The sequence below is a fragment of the Kitasatospora papulosa genome (genome assembly GCF_000717245.1).
Lineage (GTDB): Bacteria > Actinomycetota > Actinomycetes > Streptomycetales > Streptomycetaceae > Streptomyces > Streptomyces papulosus.
On record NZ_JNYQ01000011.1, the window covers coordinates 1 to 17,433 of the forward strand.

Below are 17,433 nucleotides of genomic sequence, written 5' to 3' on the forward strand. Positions count from 1 at the left end.
ACTGCAGGGGGGACCCTGTGGGAGAGTAGGACGCCGCCGAACAATTATTCCGGGAAAGCCCCGTGCCCTTGTGGCACGGGGCTTTTCTGCGTTCCGGGCCGCCATAGGCGTCCGGTCGGATCATTGCCCGGAGCTGCCGGCCGCCGGCACCTCGGCGGACTTCGTGTGCGCCGGTGAGTGGCACTCCAGCAGCTTGCTGGACACCTGCAACAGCCCGCTCGGCACAGGCGACAGACAGCGCGTCACGTTGGTTTTGAGTACCCCCTCGTTCGGGGTATGCTTTATCTCGTTGCCGCAGGGCAACAGGCCCCAATAGCTCAGTCGGTAGAGCGTCTCCATGGTAAGGAGAAGGTCTGCGGTTCGATTCCGCATTGGGGCTCCGAACGGAAGAAGGCCCCCGCCCACGGCGGGGGCCTTCTTCCGTTACCCGTCGCCTTCTCAGGGATTCTCAGGGACTGGCGGGCAGAACCGCCTCCAGGTCGTCCGTGGTGGTGCCGTCCGGTCTCCGGCGGAAGGAGGCCAGGAGGACCGCCTGGAGGTCCTCCTCGGGCACGCCGGCCCGGACGTGCTCCAGCACGGCGGGAAACTCCTCGTCGCTTATGACGCCCAGATGTTCCTGGCGCAACCCACGGACGACCTCGACCAGTTCGGGCCGCAGACGCATCCAGTCGCGGGAGGTACGGATCTCCGCCTCGACCAGGTCCATGAACCAGCGGATCACCGCGTAGGGGATGTCCAGATGATCCCCGTGGACGTCGAAGCACACCGTCGGCTCCCGCGCCGGATCCTCGTCGGGGACGATCGCGGTGACCACGGTCCGCCGCGTGGCGACGAGGTCCAGCTCCAGGTACCAGGCGTCGTCGGGCACGGAGTACATCGTGGTGATCGAGTAGTCGCCGTCGGGCGAGAGGATGGCCATGGCGGCATGCTGCCAGGCATAGGCGGCCCCCGTGGCCCGAGCCGGTGCGGAACGGGGCGGGAGCTCGAGAGGGAGCTCCCGCCGTGCATCGCTTCCTGCCGGCGCCCAGCCCTCCGGATGCGCCTCGGTGGGACGGCTAGAAGTTCTGCGGCTCCGGGACCCGCATGGCCAGGATGGCCATGTCGTCGGACGCGGGTTCCGCGGCGAAGCGCTCGACGGCCCGCAGGATGCGGCCCGCCACGGCGCCGGCCGTCAGACCCGTACACATGGACAGGACGTCGGCGAGGCCGTCGTCACCCAGCATGCGGGCACCCTCGCGGCGTTCCGTGACGCCGTCCGTCACGCACAGGAGCACGTCGCCCGGGTCCAGGGTCACCTCCTGCTCGTACAGCTCGAGGTCGTCGATGACGCCCAGCAGCGGCTGAGGTTCGGCCGCCGGCTCCACCGACCCGTCCTGGCGCAGACGCAGAGGAAGCGGATGGCCGGCGCAGACCACCTTGAGGAGAGCGCTTCCGTCCTCCTGGGGCCACAACTCCCCGTAGAGCAGCGTCAGGAAGCGACTGCGCGCTCCCTCGTCCAGGATGGCGGCGTTGAGCCGCTCCAGCACCGCGGGTCCGTCGAAACCCTCACGGGCCAGCAGACGCAGTGCGTGCCGGGCGAGACCCGTGACCGCCGCCGCCTCCGGGCCCGTACCGCAGACGTCCCCGATGGCGAAGCCGTAGGCACCGTCCCGGATGGGGAACACGTCGTAGAAGTCGCCGCCGACCTCGTTGCCCTCGCCCGCCGCCCGGTAGATGACCTCGATCTCGACGTTGGGGACATCGGGAAGGCCGGGCGGCAGGAGGCTGCGCTGGAGCGCCTGGCTGATGGCCATGCGCTCCGAGTACAGGCGGGCGTTGTCGAGGGCAAGAGCGGCCCGTCGGGACAGGTCCTCGGCCAGTTCCAGGATCTCCTGGCGGAAATGATCGTCGGACGGCTTGCCGAGCGTCAGCATGCCGATCACGCGGTTCCTCGCCACCAGCGGCAGGACCACGGTCTCCCCTCCCACGGCGACGGCCGTGGCCAGGACCGTGCGGGCGGCCGCCCCCATGCTCAGCGGTGCGTCCGTGCCCAAGGTCCGCTTGGACGTGCGGAGGGCCGCCTCGTGACCGGCTTCGGTGGGCACCGGCCAGAGCCGGGCGCCGGGGGCCGGAACCGGGTCGGGCGGATCGATGGAGGAGAGCAGCGCCTTCAGGCCGTCGATGCGTTCCTCGTCCTCGTGCAGCACGTACGAGAGGTACGGCTCCGACGACTGGTCCGCGATGGTGTAGACGGCGCACCAGGTGGCCAGCGTCGGCACGGTCATCTGCGCCATCAGAGCCAGTGTCTGATCCCGGTCCAGGGTTCCTGCCAGCAGGTCGGACGCCTCCACGAGGAAGGACAGTGAGCCGCGCCGCAGGCGCTCCAGCTCTCCGAGCCTCGCCGACTCGACGGCCAGCGCGATGCGGTCCGCGGCGAACTGCAGGCGCAGTGCCTCCTCGTTGGAGTACCGCCCGGCGGCTTCGGCCGCGACCCCGAGGGAGCCGGTGAGACGGCCCTCGACCTTGAGGGGCACCGTGACGACAGAGCGCATCCCGGTGTCGACGAGCAGTGGCACGGCGCCCGGTACGACGGTGAGGTCCTCGTGGACGGCGGGCATGCGGGCCGAGCCGTAGCGGCCCGTGCCGGCCTCGACGGGGACCCGTGCGAAGCGCTGGCGGGCGGAGGGCAGGCCGGTGGTCGCGCGTACCTCCAGCTCGGTCTCGTCGTCGGTGGCCAGGAGCAGGAAGGCGGCGTCGGCGTCCAGCATGTCGCGTGCCCGCTCGACCGTGCGCTGGAGCAGTCCGTCGAGGTCGTCGGGAGCGGGGGAGCCGATGAAGATCTCGAAGGGGTCCGTACTGCGGTTCTCGGCCGAAGTGTCGGAGACGGGAGCGCGTACCGGAGTCTGGAGCACCGCGCGTTCGTAGTCGCGGACGAGGAGACAGACGGTGGACGGCTCGCCGTCGGCGTCGCGGACCCTGAGGTGCGAGGCGTACACCGGGATGACACGGCCGTCCGCGCCGCGGATGCCGTAACTGCCCTCCCAGCGGGACAGCTGCAGTGCGTCGGCGATGCCGGTGGAGGTGCCCGGGGTGTGCGGCCACGCCACGAAGTCCGTGAACTGCTTGCCGTCGACCTTCTCGGCGGCGTGTCCGAAGAGGAACGTGGCGTCGTCGTTCCACGCGGCGACGGAGCCGGCGCCGTCGATCTGGACGACGGCCACCCGTACGCGCTGCTCTGCCACCGGCAGGAGAGCCGTGGGCAGGACGGGGCTCGCCGAGCGGATGCCCACGGGGCGTTCCGGCAGGTCGAGCTGGAACCAGACGTGTTTGTGCGTCGGGGTGTACTCGACGCCCCAGCGGGAGGCGAGGGCCGCACAGAGCAGCAGGCCGCGGCCGCCCTCCCGGTCGGGACTCCCGAAGTCGAGGCCCGAGCTCTGGAGCGGGACCTCGCGCTCCGGGTAGTGGTCCGCGACCTCGACGCGTACGCCGTCCTCGGTGCGCAGACAGAGCACGTCGGCGGCGGTGCCGGCGTGCACGACCGCGTTGGTCACGAGTTCACTGGTAAGAACGACGGCGTCGTCAACGACGTCGGTGTAGCCCCACCCCTGAAGGGTGTCACGGACGAACGCGCGGGCGGTCGCGACCGAGCGTCCGACCGGATCGAAGGTGGCAGCCGCGCGCGCGGTGATCACAGCACTCCCCATTTGGTGTCTCGTCGCTTCCCCGAGTCCTGTGCCCGTATGTCGCCGCTTCGATTCGCCTGCCAGGCTAGACGCTCGCCCGGTGTCGCGGGTACACGAGGGCGGACTTGGGTACGCAGGACACGCGTGGTCGTGCGCCGGGCGCACAACTATGGGGTCCCCGGTGAGGGAAATGGGACGACCAGGAGACTTTCCCCGTCCTCCCGTTCCGGCCTGGTACGTTTCAACGATTTGACGACCGCATGGTCACCCGTCGACGGTGTGCTGTGGCGGTGAGCCAAAGTGGAAGTGGGCAAGCTTCCGACAAGGCCCGAGCGATACGGTCAACCCCTGCGGGAGGGACACGGTGGAGTCTGGCGTGGCGGCGCGGGGTTCAGGAACGCGCACAAAAGGCGGGCAGTCCGTGAAAAAGCAGCGCAATGGAACCGTCGATGTGGACGCGGCAGCTCTCAACAGACTGCTCGCGGCCCTCGTGGCGATGCGTGACGGCAACTTCCGCAGGCGGCTCACCGTCTCCGGCGACGGGGTGCTCCCGGAGATCGCCGCGGTCTTCAACGAGGTGGCCGACCGCAATCTGCACCTGACGGGCGAGCTCGCCCGTGTGCGGCGGGTGGTCGGACGCGAGGGGAAACTCACCGAGCGCCTGGAGACAGGCGCCTGCGAGGGCTCCTGGGCTGCCGCGATCGATGCCTCCAACGAGCTCGTCGACGACCTGGCGCGCCCCGTGTCCGAGGTCGGACGCGTACTCTCCGCGGTCGCCGACGGTGACCTCGAGCAGCGGATGGAGCTGCGCACCCACACGGCCGACGAGACGGTACGCCCGCTGCGCGGGGAGTTCCTGAAGGTCGCCCGCACCGTCAACAACCTGGTCGACCAGTTGTCCGCGTTCACCGAGCAGGTGACGCGGGTCGCCGTCGAGGTGGGCACCGAGGGCAAGCTGGGAGGCCAGGCCCAGGTCCGTGGGATGTCCGGGTCGTGGAAGGACCTCACGGACTCCGTGAACACCATGGCCTACCGGCTCACGGCCCAGGTGCGCGACATCGCCCTGGTGACGACCGCCGTGGCCAAGGGCGACCTGTCACGGAAGGTCACCGTCCATGTGGCCGGTGAGATGCTCCAGCTGAAGAACACCGTCAACACGATGGTCGACCAGCTGTCCTCGTTCTCCTCCGAGGTGACCCGGGTGGCCCGCGAGGTGGGTACCGAGGGCGAACTCGGCGGGCAGGCGACGGTGCCCGGGGTCGCCGGGGTCTGGAAGGACCTCACCGACTCCGTCAACACGATGGCCGGGAACCTCACGTCCCAGGTACGCGGCATCGCCGAGGTGACGACCGCTGTGGCGAACGGTGACCTCTCCCAGAAGGTCACGGTGAGCGCCCGCGGTGAGGTCGCGCAGCTCGCCGAGACGATCAACCAGATGACCGAGACGCTGCGTACCTTCGCGGACGAGGTGACGCGCGTCGCGAGCGAGGTCGGCGGTGAGGGTCTCCTCGGCGGTCAGGCCCAGGTGCCGGGCGCCGCGGGCACCTGGAAGGACCTCACGGACTCGGTCAACACGGTCTTCCGGAACCTGACGACGCAGGTGCGTGACATCGCCCAGGTGACCACCGCGGTGGCCAGCGGTGACATGACGCAGAAGGTCACGGTCGACGTGGCCGGCGAGATGCTGGAGCTGAAGAACACCGTCAACACGATGGTGGACCAGCTCCAGGCCTTCGGTTCGGAGGTGACCAGGGTCGCCCGGGAGGTCGGCGTCGAGGGACGCCTGGGCGGTCAGGCCGAGGTCCCCGGAGCGGCCGGGACCTGGAAGGACCTCACCGACTCGGTGAACACCGCCTTCCGGAACCTCACCGGCCAGGTGCGTGACATCGCGCAGGTGACCACGGCCGTCGCGAACGGCGATCTGTCGCAGAAGGTCACCGTGGACGTGGCCGGCGAGATGCTGGAGCTGAAGAACACCGTCAACACGATGGTGGCGCAGCTGTCCAACTTCGCCGACCAGGTGACACGGATGGCCCGGGACGTGGGCACGGAGGGCCGCCTGGGCGGTCAGGCGCGCGTCGACGGTGTCTCCGGTACCTGGAAGGAGCTCACCGATTCCGTCAACTTCATGGCGGGCAACCTGACCTCTCAGGTGCGCCAGATCGCGCAGGTCACCACGGCGGTGGCGCGGGGTGACCTGTCGCAGAAGATCGACGTGGACGCCCGGGGCGAGATCCTGGAGCTGAAGAACACGATCAACACCATGGTCGACCAGCTCTCCGCGTTCGCCGACCAGGTGACGCGGGTGGCCCGCGAGGTGGGCACGGACGGACGGCTGGGCGGCCAGGCCCAGGTGCCCGGTGTGGCCGGTGTGTGGCGCGACCTCACCGACTCGGTGAACGGCATGGCGGGCAACCTCACCGCCCAGGTCCGGAACATCGCGCAGGTCGCGACGGCGGTGGCCCGGGGTGACCTGTCGCAGAAGATCGACGTGGACGCCCGGGGCGAGATCCTGGAGCTGAAGAACACCCTCAACACCATGGTCGACCAGCTCTCGAACTTCGCGGAGCAGGTGACGCGGGTCGCCCGTGAGGTGGGTACGGAGGGCATCCTCGGCGGGCAGGCGGAGGTGCAGGGCGTCTCCGGTACGTGGAAGGACCTCACCCAGTCCGTCAACGGCATGGCGAACAACCTGACGCTCCAGGTGCGCAACATCGCCGAGGTGACCACGGCGGTGGCGAAGGGGGATCTCTCCAAGAAGATCACCGTCGACGCCAAGGGCGAGATCCTCGAACTGGTCACGACCGTCAACACGATGGTCGACCAGCTCATGAACTTCGGTGACGAGGTGACCCGGGTCGCCCGTGAGGTGGGCACCGAGGGCATCCTCGGGGGTCAGGCCCGGGTGCGTGGCGCCACGGGCATCTGGAAGGACCTCAGCGAGAACGTCAACCTGATGGCCAACAACCTGACCAGCCAGGTGCGCAACATCTCCCGGGTCTCGTCGGCCGTCGCCAACGGTGACCTCACGAAGAAGGTGACGGTCGAGGCGCGCGGCGAGGTCGCCGAGCTCGCCGACACCGTCAACACGATGGTGACGACCCTGTCCTCGTTCGCGGACGAGGTGACCCGGGTGGCCCGTGAGGTGGGTACCGAGGGCGAACTCGGCGGGCAGGCGCGTGTGCCGGGTGTCTCGGGCACCTGGAAGGACCTCACCGAGTCGGTGAACTCGATGGCGTCGAACCTGACCGGTCAGGTGCGCCAGATCGCCACGGTGACCACGGCCATCGCCAAGGGCGATCTCACGAAGAAGATCGACATCGACGCGCGCGGTGAGATCCAGGAGCTGAAGAACACCATCAACACGATGGTCGACCAGCTCTCGTCCTTCGCCGAGCAGGTGACCCGGGTCGCCCGTGAAGTGGGTACCGAGGGTCAGCTGGGCGGACAGGCCCGGGTCCGGGACGTCGACGGGACCTGGCGCGACCTCACCGAGTCGGTGAACGAGATGGCCGGGAACCTGACCCGTCAGGTACGTGCCATCGCGGCCGTCGCCACCGCGGTGACCCGGGGCGATCTCAACCTCAAGATCGATGTCGACGCAGCGGGCGAGATCCAGGTCCTGCAGGACAACATCAACACGATGATCGCCAATCTGCGCGACACCACGCTGGCCAACAAGGAGCAGGACTGGCTCAAGGGCAACCTCGCCAGGATCTCCGGCCTGATGCAGGGCCGCCGCGACCTCGACGACGTCGCCTCGCTGATCATGAGCGAGCTGACGCCCGTCGTCTCCGCCCAGCACGGCGCGTTCTTCCTGGCCATGAGCACGGGGGACACCGACGAGGTCGGCGAGGGCGGGAAGGACAGCTCGTACGAGCTGCGCATGCGCGGCAGTTACGGCTACTCGGCGGGCTCCATGCCGACCTCGTTCCGGCCCGGTGAGACGCTCATCGGCACGGCGGCCGAGGAGAAGCGGACGATCCAGGTGGACAACGTGCCGCCGGGGTACCTGAAGATCTCCTCCGGCCTCGGCGAGGCGCCGCCCGCGCACGTGATCGTGCTCCCGGTGCTCTTCGAGGGCCAGGTGCTCGGTGTCATCGAGCTGGCGTCGTTCCAGCCGTTCACGCACATCCAGCGGGACTTCCTCAACCAGCTGGCCGAGATGATCGCCACCAGCGTCAACACCATCAGCGTCAACACGAAGACCGAGAAGCTCCTCGAACAGTCGCAGGAGCTCACCGAGCAGCTTCGCGACCGTTCGCAGGAGCTCGAGAACCGGCAGAAGGCGCTCCAGGCCTCCAACGCCGAGCTGGAGGAGAAGGCCGAACTGCTGGCCCAGCAGAACCGCGACATCGAGGTGAAGAACACCGAGATCGAGGAGGCGCGGCAGGTCCTGGAGGAGCGCGCCGAGCAGCTCGCCGTCTCGATGCGCTACAAGTCCGAGTTCCTCGCGAACATGTCGCACGAGCTGCGTACGCCGCTCAACTCGCTGCTCATCCTGGCCAAGCTGCTCGCGGACAACGCCGAGGGCAACCTCTCGCCGAAGCAGGTGGAGTTCGCCGAGACGATCCACGGTGCGGGTTCCGACCTGCTCCAGCTGATCAACGACATCCTCGACCTGTCGAAGGTCGAGGCGGGCAAGATGGACGTCAGCCCGACGCGGATCGCCCTGGTGCAGCTGGTCGACTACGTGGAGGCGACCTTCCGGCCGCTCACCGCGGAGAAGGGGCTCGACTTCTCCGTGCGGGTCTCCCCGGAGCTCCCCGCCACGCTGCACACGGACGAGCAGAGGCTGCTGCAGGTCCTGCGCAACCTCCTGTCCAACGCGGTCAAGTTCACCGACAGCGGCGCGGTGGAACTGGTCATCAGGCCGGCGGGCGCCGATGTGCCGAACGCCATCAGGGAGCACCTGCTGGAGGCCGGCTCGCTGCGTGACGCCGACGGCGACCTGATCGCCTTCTCGGTCACCGACACCGGTATCGGTATCGCGTCGAGCAAGATGCTGGTGATCTTCGAGGCCTTCAAGCAGGCGGACGGTACGACCAGCCGCAAGTACGGGGGCACGGGCCTGGGTCTCTCCATCAGCCGGGAGATCGCCCGTCTGCTGGGCGGCGAGATCCACGCGGCGAGCGAGCCGGGACGTGGTTCCACCTTCACGCTGTACCTGCCGCTGCACCCGAGCGAGCTGCCGCCGCAGGGGTACCCGCAGTTGGGGGCCGGGCCGGCGGAGGCCCACGAGGGTCCGGCCGAGGGCGCCCCGCACCTGGAGGCGTCGCAGGGCACCAGGGCCGAGCCGCCGCTCGGGGACCCCGCCAACTCGGCCGGGGTGTTCCGGCGCCGTCGCAAGGCCCTGGGCGGAGCGGCGCAGCGGCCCGCCCTGGCGAACGGCAGCTCCCGGGAGGAGACCGCCGCGACCCCGGAGGAGTGGGTGCAGAGCGATCAGGAACAGCCGGAGAACCGCCGGACGTTCCGCTTCCGCGGGGAGAAGGTGCTGATCGTCGACGACGACATCCGCAACGTCTTCGCCCTCACGAGCGTGCTGGAGCAGCACGGGTTGTCGGTGCTGTACGCCGAGAACGGGCGGGAAGGCATCGAAGTCCTGGAGCAGCACGATGATGTGACGATCGTTCTGATGGACATCATGATGCCCGAGATGGACGGCTATGCGACGACGACGGCGATCCGCAGGATGCCGCAGTTCGCGGGGCTGCCGATCGTCGCGCTGACCGCCAAGGCGATGAAGGGCGACCGCGAGAAGGCGATCGACTGCGGAGCTTCCGACTATGTGACGAAGCCGGTCGATTCCGATCATCTGCTGTCGGTCATGGAGAATTGGATGCGCGGAGAGTGACCGTGCGGGGAGCCGCTCGCCGGAATCCGCCGGCGGGCTGCGCCCTGAGGGGTGTGAGTGGGTCGATTCCGGGGAACCTTCTGGTCTTCAACCGCGTTTTCGCTATGTGCACAGTGACATCGCGGTGACAGGGTGTGGTGACGGGCGGGGTGCAGCTACCATGACCGGCACAAGGACGGACGGCGTAAGGGAGTCGTCCCCTGGGGCGGCACCCGGTGCGATTCCGGGGCGAGGAGGGCGGGCCATGGTGCAGAAGGCCAAGATCCTCCTGGTCGATGACCGGCCGGAGAATCTGCTGGCGCTGGAGGCCATCCTCTCTGCGCTCGATCAGACACTGGTCCGGGCATCGTCAGGGGAGGAGGCGCTCAAGGCGCTGCTCACAGACGATTTCGCGGTCATCCTGCTGGATGTGCAGATGCCCGGTATGGATGGGTTCGAGACGGCCGCGCACATCAAGCGGCGCGAGCGGACCCGGGACATCCCGATCATCTTCCTGACGGCGATCAACCACGGCCCGCATCACACCTTCCGGGGTTACGCGGCGGGCGCGGTGGACTACATCTCGAAGCCCTTCGATCCCTGGGTGCTGCGCGCCAAGGTCTCGGTCTTCGTCGAGCTGTACATGAAGAACTGCCAGCTGCGGGAACAGGCGGCGCTGCTGAGGCTGCAGCTCGAGGGCGGCTCCCCTCATGGTGTCGACGAGAAGGAGCCGGCCGGCCTGCTGGCCGAGCTGTCGGCGCGGCTCGCCGCGGTCGAGGAGCAGGCGGAGGCCCTCTCCAAGCAGTTGGACGACGAGTCCGCAGACGCGGCCGCCGTGGCCACCGCCGCGCACCTCGAGCGCAAGCTCACCGGTCTGCGTCGTGCCCTGGACGCACTGGAGCCGGGCGCGGGCGGTTCCGCGGCCACGCTTCCCTCGCAGAGCTGACCTGCCTCGGCTGAAGGGGCGTCAGTTCGGCGTCCGTACAAGGGCGACACGGACGGGTGAAGCAGTGGGCACACGTGTCCACCGGCGTAAGCACCGGTAACCTCAGTCACATGGCCTCACGTACGTCCGGCAAGGGTTCCCTGGGCACGGCGGGCACCGCGAAGGGTGCCGGCCGTACGCAAGGACCGGCGAAGAAAGCCGCGCCCGCCAAGAAGGCGGCTGCGAAGAAGGCGGCGCCCGCCAGAAAGGCGCCTCCCAGGAAGGCCGCGGCGAAGAAGCCCGCGCCGAAACCCGCGCCGTCCCCCACGGGAGGCGTGTACCGGCTCGTGCGCGCGCTCTGGCTCGGCACCGCGCACGGTGTCGGGGCGGTGTTCCGCTCCATAGGGCGCGGCGCGAAGGGACTTGACCCGGCCCACCGCAAGGACGGACTCGCCCTGCTGCTCCTCGGCCTCGCGCTGGTCGTGGCGGCGGGCACCTGGTCGCACCTGAAGGGCCCCGTCGGCGACCTCGTCGAGATGCTCGTGACCGGCGCGTTCGGCCGGCTCGATCTGCTGGTGCCGATACTGCTGGGTGCCGTGGCCGTGCGGCTGATCCTGTACCCGGAGAAGCCCGAGGCCAACGGCCGTATCGTCATCGGGCTCTCGGCCCTGGTCGTCGGAGTGCTCGGCCAGGTCCACATCGCCTGCGGGTCGCCCGGCCGTGAGGACGGCGCCGGCGCCATGCACGACGCGGGCGGACTCATCGGCTGGGGCGCCTCCCAGCCCCTCGTCTTCATGATGGGCGAGGTCCTCGCCGTACCGCTGCTCCTGCTGCTGACCGTGTTCGGGCTCCTCGTCGTCACCGCGACCCCGGTCAACGCCATTCCCCGGCGGCTGCGGCAGCTGGGTGTCCGGCTCGGCATCGTCGACCCGGTGGACGTACCGGGCGAGGACGGGAGCGACGACGAGCGGTACGAGGAGCAGTGGCGCGAAGCACTGCCCGAGCGTTCACGCCGGTCCTCGGGACGCCGCTCGGAGGCGGACGGCGTCTTCGACCCGGATCAGGCCGAGGGCGAGGCGCTGGCCAAGCGCCGCCGTCCGCGCAGGCCGTCCGCGCAGCCCGCGATGAACCGCTCCATGGACGCCGTCGACGTCGCGGCCGCCGCCGCTGCCGCACTCGACGGGGCCGTGCTCAACGGGATGCCCCCGTCGCCCGTCGTCGCGGATCTGACCCAGGGCGTCTCCACGGACCGGGAGCGGACCGGAACCCCGGTCCCCGGCGCGCGGTCGGCCGAGAAGGCGACGCCCGGGGGAGCGGAGAGGGACACCTCGCCCACCGGCGGTGTCCCCGATCTCACGAAACCGGCACCCGAGCGGTCCGGGTCGCTGCCCGCCCGCGCCGAGCAGCTCCAGCTCTCCGGTGACATCACCTACTCGCTCCCCTCGCTCGACCTGCTGGAGCGAGGCGGCCCCGGCAAGACGCGCAGCGCCGCCAACGACGCGGTCGTCGCCTCACTGACCACCGTCTTCACGGAGTTCAAGGTCGACGCGGCCGTCACCGGCTTCACCCGCGGCCCGACCGTCACCCGGTACGAGGTGGAGCTCGGGCCCGCCGTCAAGGTCGAGCGGATCACCGCCCTCACCAAGAACATCGCCTACGCGGTGGCCAGCCCGGACGTCCGGATCATCTCCCCGATCCCCGGCAAGTCCGCCGTCGGCATCGAGATCCCCAACTCCGACCGGGAGATGGTCAATCTCGGGGACGTGCTGCGCCTGGCCGACGCGGCCGAGGACGACCACCCCATGCTCGTCGCGCTCGGCAAGAACGTCGAGGGCGGCTACGAGATGGCCAACCTGGCGAACATGCCGCACGTCCTGGTCGCCGGTGCGACCGGCTCCGGCAAGTCCTCCTGCATCAACTGCCTGATCACCTCGGTCATGGTCCGGGCGACGCCGGAGGACGTGCGCATGGTGCTCGTCGACCCCAAGCGGGTCGAGCTCACCGCCTACGAAGGCATCCCGCACCTCATCACCCCCATCATCACCAACCCGAAGAAGGCCGCCGAGGCGCTCCAGTGGGTCGTGCGTGAGATGGACCTGCGCTACGACGACCTCGCGGCCTACGGCTTCCGGCACATCGACGACTTCAACCACGCGGTACGCACCGGCAAGGCCAAGGCTCCCGAGGGCAGCGAGCGGGAGCTGTCGCCCTACCCGTACCTCCTGGTGATCGTCGACGAGCTGGCGGACCTCATGATGGTGGCCCCGCGGGACGTCGAGGACTCCATCGTCCGGATCACCCAGCTGGCGCGCGCCGCCGGTATCCACCTGGTGCTCGCCACGCAGCGGCCCTCGGTCGACGTCGTCACGGGCCTGATCAAGGCCAATGTCCCGTCCCGGCTCGCCTTCGCCACCTCGTCGCTCGCCGACAGCCGGGTCATCCTCGACCAGCCCGGAGCCGAGAAGCTCATCGGAAAGGGTGACGGTCTGTTCCTGCCGATGGGGGCGAACAAGCCGACCCGTATGCAGGGGGCCTTCGTCACCGAGGACGAGGTCGCGGCCATCGTCCAGCACTGCAAGGATCAGATGGCGCCGGTCTTCCGCGAGGACGTGGTGGCCGGCACCAAGCAGAAGAAGGAGATCGACGAGGACATCGGCGACGACCTCGATCTGCTCTGCCAGGCGGCCGAACTGGTCGTGTCCACCCAGTTCGGCTCGACGTCGATGCTGCAGCGCAAGCTGCGGGTCGGCTTCGCCAAGGCCGGTCGGCTGATGGACCTGATGGAGTCGCGCAACATCGTGGGTCCCAGCGAGGGTTCCAAGGCGCGCGATGTCATGGTGAAACCGGACGAACTCGACGGAGTGTTGGCCGTCATCCGCGGGGAAACCGCTTCGTAGGAGTTTTGCGGGCAACCGTTTCGCCCGGCCGTACGTCAAGTTGAAGAAAGGAGCAACGGGATGATCCGTCCGGTGCTCCGCCCACCGTCCAGCCCGAGGGGCTGCCCGGCGAACCCGATGGCGTACAAAGTCGTCGCTCCCGGTTGCCCCACCCTTTCGTACCACCCCTAGACTGAACATCCAGCAGGTGGCTCACGCTCGAAAGGCGCCCCCCGTGTCCATCGGCAACTCCCCCGAAGACGACCGGCCTTCGATCGGTCGCGCGCTTCAGCAGGCTCGCATCACAGCGGGTCTGACGGTCGAGGAAGTCAGCAGCTCCACCCGGGTGCGCATCCCCATCGTGCACGCGATCGAGGAGGACGACTTCTCCCGCTCCGGCGGCGACGTGTACGCCCGCGGTCACATCCGCATGTTCGCCCGCGCCGTCGGGCTCGACCCCGATCCGCTGATCGCGGAGTTCGACGCCGAGCACGGCGGTCGTCCCGCTCCCACACCGGCGGCGCCGTTGTTCGAGGCGGAACGCATCCGTTCCGAACCCCGTCGGCCGAACTGGACCGCGGCCATGGTCGCCGCGATCGTCGCCGTGGTCGGATTCGTCGGCTTCACGCTCTTCAACGGTGAGGACGAGGGTTCGGGTCCGGCGCAGGTGGCCGAGGGCTCGACGCCCGACAAGACCACGTCCAAGCCCGCCACGACCAAGCCGGCCGACCCCAAGCCGGCACCCTCCGAAAGCGTCATCGCCGCAGCTCCGCGGGACAAGGTGACGGTCCGGCTCAGCGCCACCGAAGGCAAGAGCTGGATCTCCGCCAAGGACCACAACGGGCGGCTGCTCTTCGACGGCCTGCTGAACCAGGGCGACTCCAAGACCTTCCAGGACAAGGAGCGGGTCGACCTCGTGCTCGGCGACGCCGGAGCCATCGATCTCTTCGTGAACGGCAAGAAGGTCGACGACGAGTTCGAATCCGGTCAGGTCGAACGGCTCTCGTACACCAAGGGTGACCCCGAGGTCGGCTGACCTCCTCACCGACGAGTTCGAATCCGGTCAGGTCGAACGGCTCTCGTACACCAAGGGTGACCCCGAGGTCGGCTGACCTCCTCACCCGTGACTCTCCGACGGTGTGTGCCCGGCAGAAGTGCCGGACACACACCGTCGCCGTCGTCCTGGCGTTTCTCGCGATTCAGCGGCGTTTCGGTCACTCCGCGTAGCGGTGAACCCTGCTCGGCAGGGCGAGTGCCGGGACAAAGTAGTCTTGAGCCCATGCCCGAACGCCGTACCGTCGCCCTTGTCACTCTTGGCTGCGCCCGTAACGAGGTGGACTCGGAGGAGCTCGCAGGCCGCTTGGCAGCGGACGGCTGGGACCTCGTCGAGAACGCCACGGACGCGGATGTCGCCGTAGTCAACACCTGTGGGTTCGTCGAGGCCGCCAAGAAGGACTCAGTCGACGCCCTGCTCGAAGCCAACGATCTGAAGGATCACGGCAGAACCCAGGCCGTGGTGGCCGTCGGCTGCATGGCCGAGCGCTACGGCAAGGATCTCGCCGAGGCCCTGCCGGAAGCGGACGGGGTCCTCGGATTCGACGACTACGCCGACATCTCCGACCGCCTGCAGACGATCCTCAACGGGGGCATCCACGCCTCCCACACCCCGCGCGACCGGCGCAAGCTCCTCCCGATCAGCCCGGCCGAGCGGCAGGACGCCGCCGTCGCGCTGCCCGGGCACGCCCAGGAGATCACGCCGGCGCCCGCGGACCTCCCGGAAGGGATCGCGCCGGTCTCCGGGCCGCGCGCCCCGCTGCGCCGCAGGCTGGGCACCAGCCCGGTCGCCTCGGTGAAGCTCGCCTCGGGCTGCGACCGTCGCTGCTCCTTCTGCGCCATCCCCTCCTTCCGCGGCTCCTTCGTCTCCCGTCGCCCCTCGGACGTACTGGGAGAGACGCGCTGGCTGGCCGAGCAGGGCGTCAAGGAGGTCATGCTCGTCTCCGAGAACAACACCTCGTACGGCAAGGACCTCGGGGACATCAGGCTCCTGGAGACCCTGCTGCCCGAGCTCGCCGACGTCGACGGGATCGAGCGGATCCGCGTCAGCTACCTCCAGCCCGCCGAGATGCGGCCCGGGCTGATCGACGTACTCACCTCGACGCCCAAGGTCGCGCCCTACTTCGACCTCTCGTTCCAGCACTCCGCGCCCAAGGTGCTGCGGTCGATGCGCCGCTTCGGGGACACGGACCGCTTCCTCGAGCTCCTGGACACCATTCGGTCGAAGGCCCCGCAGGCCGGTGCGCGGTCGAACTTCATCGTGGGGTTCCCCGGTGAGACGGAGGCCGACGTGGCCGAGCTGGAACGCTTCCTCACCGGCGCGCGCCTGGACGCCATCGGTGTCTTCGGCTACTCCGACGAGGACGGCACCGAGGCGGTCGGTTACGAGAACAAGCTGGACGCCGACGTCATCGCGGAGCGCCTCGCGCACATCTCCCAGCTCGCCGAGGAGCTGACCTCGCAGCGCGCGGAGGAGCGGGTCGGCGAGACCCTCCAGGTCCTCGTGGAGTCCGTCGAGGACGAGGAGGACGGGCCCGTGGCGGTGGGACGCGCCGCACATCAGGCTCCCGAAACGGACGGCCAGGTCATCTTCACCACACGCGAAGGGCTCGTGCCGGGCCTTATGGTCGAAGCGAAGGCAGTGGGCACCGAGGGAGTGGACCTCGTGGCCGAACACCACGAGCTTGCGGAGGCAGCCAGATGACGGGAGCCCCGGCATCCGCGGCAGGCGGCTCCGGCGCGACGCCGGTGCCTCGCGGCGGCAAGCTGGGCGCGGCGGCCGTGAACCAGGCCGGCCTGTGGAACATCGCGAACATCCTCACGATGGTGCGACTGCTGCTGGTTCCGGGCTTCGTCATGCTGCTCCTGCACGAAGGCGGGTACGACCCGGTCTGGCGGTCGTTCGCCTGGGCGGCCTTCGCCGTCGCGATGATCACCGACGTCTTCGACGGCCACCTGGCTCGGACGTACAACCTGGTCACCGACTTCGGGAAGATCGCGGACCCGATCGCGGACAAGGCGATCATGGGTGCTGCCCTGATCTGTCTCTCGTCGCTGGGGGACCTGCCCTGGTGGATCACCGGGGTGATCCTCTTCCGTGAGCTCGGCATCACGCTCATGCGCTTCTGGGTCATCCGGCACTCCGTGATCCCGGCCAGCCGCGGCGGCAAGGTGAAGACCCTGGCCCAGGGCATCGCCGTGGGCATGTACGTCCTGGCGCTGACCGGCCCCCTGGCCACCTTGCGCTTCTGGGTGATGATGACCGCGGTGGTGCTGACGGTCGTCACCGGTCTCGACTACGTGCGTCAGGCCGTCGTCCTGCGCCGGCGCGGGCTCGCGGCGGAGAGGGCCGCGGCCATGGAAGCCGTCGCGATGGCCACGGCCGTCGACATGGAGGGCTCCGCCGGAGGGCAGTGCGCCACGGACCAGGTCCACGGAGCGGCCGAGGGAGTCGTGGAGCCGGTCGTGGAGCCCGCTGCGGAGTCCCTCGGGGAACCGATCGGGGAACCGGTCGCGGAGCGCGTGGCAGGTGGCCGGGGCGCCACGGAGGCGGAGCGGTGACGTCCGGTGCGGCCCGGGTGCTGCGGCGGCTCCAGGAGCGCGGGGAGACGCTCGCGGTCGCCGAGTCGCTCACCGGCGGCCTGGTGGCCGCGGAGCTCACCGACGTACCCGGGGCCTCGCAGAGCTTCCGTGGGTCCGTCACGGCCTATGCCACGTCCCTGAAGCGGGATGTGCTGGGCGTCGACGGCGCACTTCTGGACGAGCGCGGAGCGGTGGACCCCGCCGTCGCCGAAGCGATGGCCTCCGGCGTGCGCCGGGTCCTCGACGCCGACTGGGGCGTCTCGACCACCGGGGTAGCCGGCCCCGAGCCCCAGGACGGCAAGGCCGTCGGCACGGTCTTCATCGCCGTTTCCGGGCCACATGAGGTACGTAAATGCGTCGAGCTGAGGTTGAACGGTGGGCGTGCGGACATCCGTAAGGAGAGCGTACGGAGTCTCCTCGCGCTGCTCTCCGGCGAACTCGGCGAAAATGCGAGGGCACAGGATACGGAACAGAACGGGGGGAATTGATGTTTGCAGCCCT

At 69.3% G+C, this 17,433-nt stretch carries 10 protein-coding genes and 1 tRNA gene; 8 read left to right on the plus strand and 3 right to left on the minus strand.

Annotation, left to right across the window (positions count from 1 at the left end; genetic code table 11):
- Window positions 1–120: 120 nt before the first annotated feature.
- Window positions 121–339, minus strand: a complete 219-nt coding sequence (locus IA22_RS35415; protein ID WP_078468458.1) for a hypothetical protein — start codon at window positions 337–339, stop codon at window positions 121–123.
- Between IA22_RS35415 and IA22_RS0124715 the strand changes: the two genes are divergently transcribed.
- Window positions 307–379 (plus strand) — tRNA-Thr (locus tag IA22_RS0124715). The two genes, IA22_RS35415 and IA22_RS0124715, sit on opposite strands and share 33 nt — an antisense overlap.
- A gap of 69 nt (window positions 380–448) precedes the next feature.
- On the opposite strand, the gene IA22_RS0124720 is transcribed toward IA22_RS0124715, so the two are convergent.
- Window positions 449–919 carry a hypothetical protein gene (locus IA22_RS0124720; protein WP_030124871.1) on the minus strand — a complete coding sequence of 157 codons (471 nt, stop codon included), beginning with the start codon at window positions 917–919 and terminating at the stop codon, window positions 449–451.
- Between the two features lie 136 nt (window positions 920–1,055).
- Window positions 1,056–3,683 (minus strand): SpoIIE family protein phosphatase, encoded by a 2,628-nt coding sequence (locus IA22_RS0124725; protein WP_014153710.1) that lies wholly within the window; start codon window positions 3,681–3,683, stop codon window positions 1,056–1,058.
- Between the two features lie 400 nt (window positions 3,684–4,083).
- Here IA22_RS0124725 and IA22_RS0124730 point away from each other — a divergent pair, with 400 nt between their 5' ends.
- The 7 genes from IA22_RS0124730 (at window position 4,084) to IA22_RS0124765 (ending at window position 17,420) form a co-directional block, all read left to right on the plus strand.
- Window positions 4,084–9,516 (plus strand): HAMP domain-containing protein, encoded by a 5,433-nt coding sequence (locus tag IA22_RS0124730; protein WP_030124872.1) that lies wholly within the window; start codon window positions 4,084–4,086, stop codon window positions 9,514–9,516.
- A 244-nt stretch (window positions 9,517–9,760) separates the two neighbouring features.
- Window positions 9,761–10,441, plus strand: a complete 681-nt coding sequence (locus IA22_RS0124735; protein ID WP_015578989.1) for a response regulator — start codon at window positions 9,761–9,763, stop codon at window positions 10,439–10,441.
- 110 nt (window positions 10,442–10,551) lie between these two features.
- On the plus strand, window positions 10,552–13,317 hold the full coding sequence (locus IA22_RS0124740) for a DNA translocase FtsK (protein WP_051694835.1): 2,766 nt from the start codon (window positions 10,552–10,554) through the stop codon (window positions 13,315–13,317).
- 214 nt (window positions 13,318–13,531) lie between these two features.
- A complete protein-coding gene (locus tag IA22_RS0124745) occupies window positions 13,532–14,332 on the plus strand; it encodes a helix-turn-helix domain-containing protein (protein WP_015578993.1) in 801 nt (266 codons plus the stop codon).
- A 243-nt stretch (window positions 14,333–14,575) separates the two neighbouring features.
- Window positions 14,576–16,054 carry a 30S ribosomal protein S12 methylthiotransferase RimO gene (gene rimO / locus IA22_RS0124755; protein WP_014153705.1) on the plus strand — a complete coding sequence of 493 codons (1,479 nt, stop codon included), beginning with the start codon at window positions 14,576–14,578 and terminating at the stop codon, window positions 16,052–16,054.
- Window positions 16,051–16,911: a CDP-diacylglycerol--glycerol-3-phosphate 3-phosphatidyltransferase gene (gene pgsA, locus IA22_RS0124760; RefSeq protein ID WP_014153704.1), complete on the plus strand. Its 861-nt coding sequence runs from the start codon at window positions 16,051–16,053 to the stop codon at window positions 16,909–16,911. Before rimO ends, pgsA begins: the two co-directional genes overlap by 4 nt.
- Complete coding sequence (locus IA22_RS0124765) at window positions 16,908–17,420, plus strand: CinA family protein (protein ID WP_014153703.1); 513 nt, start codon at window positions 16,908–16,910, stop codon at window positions 17,418–17,420. Before pgsA ends, IA22_RS0124765 begins: the two co-directional genes overlap by 4 nt.
- Window positions 17,421–17,433 lie beyond the last annotated feature (13 nt).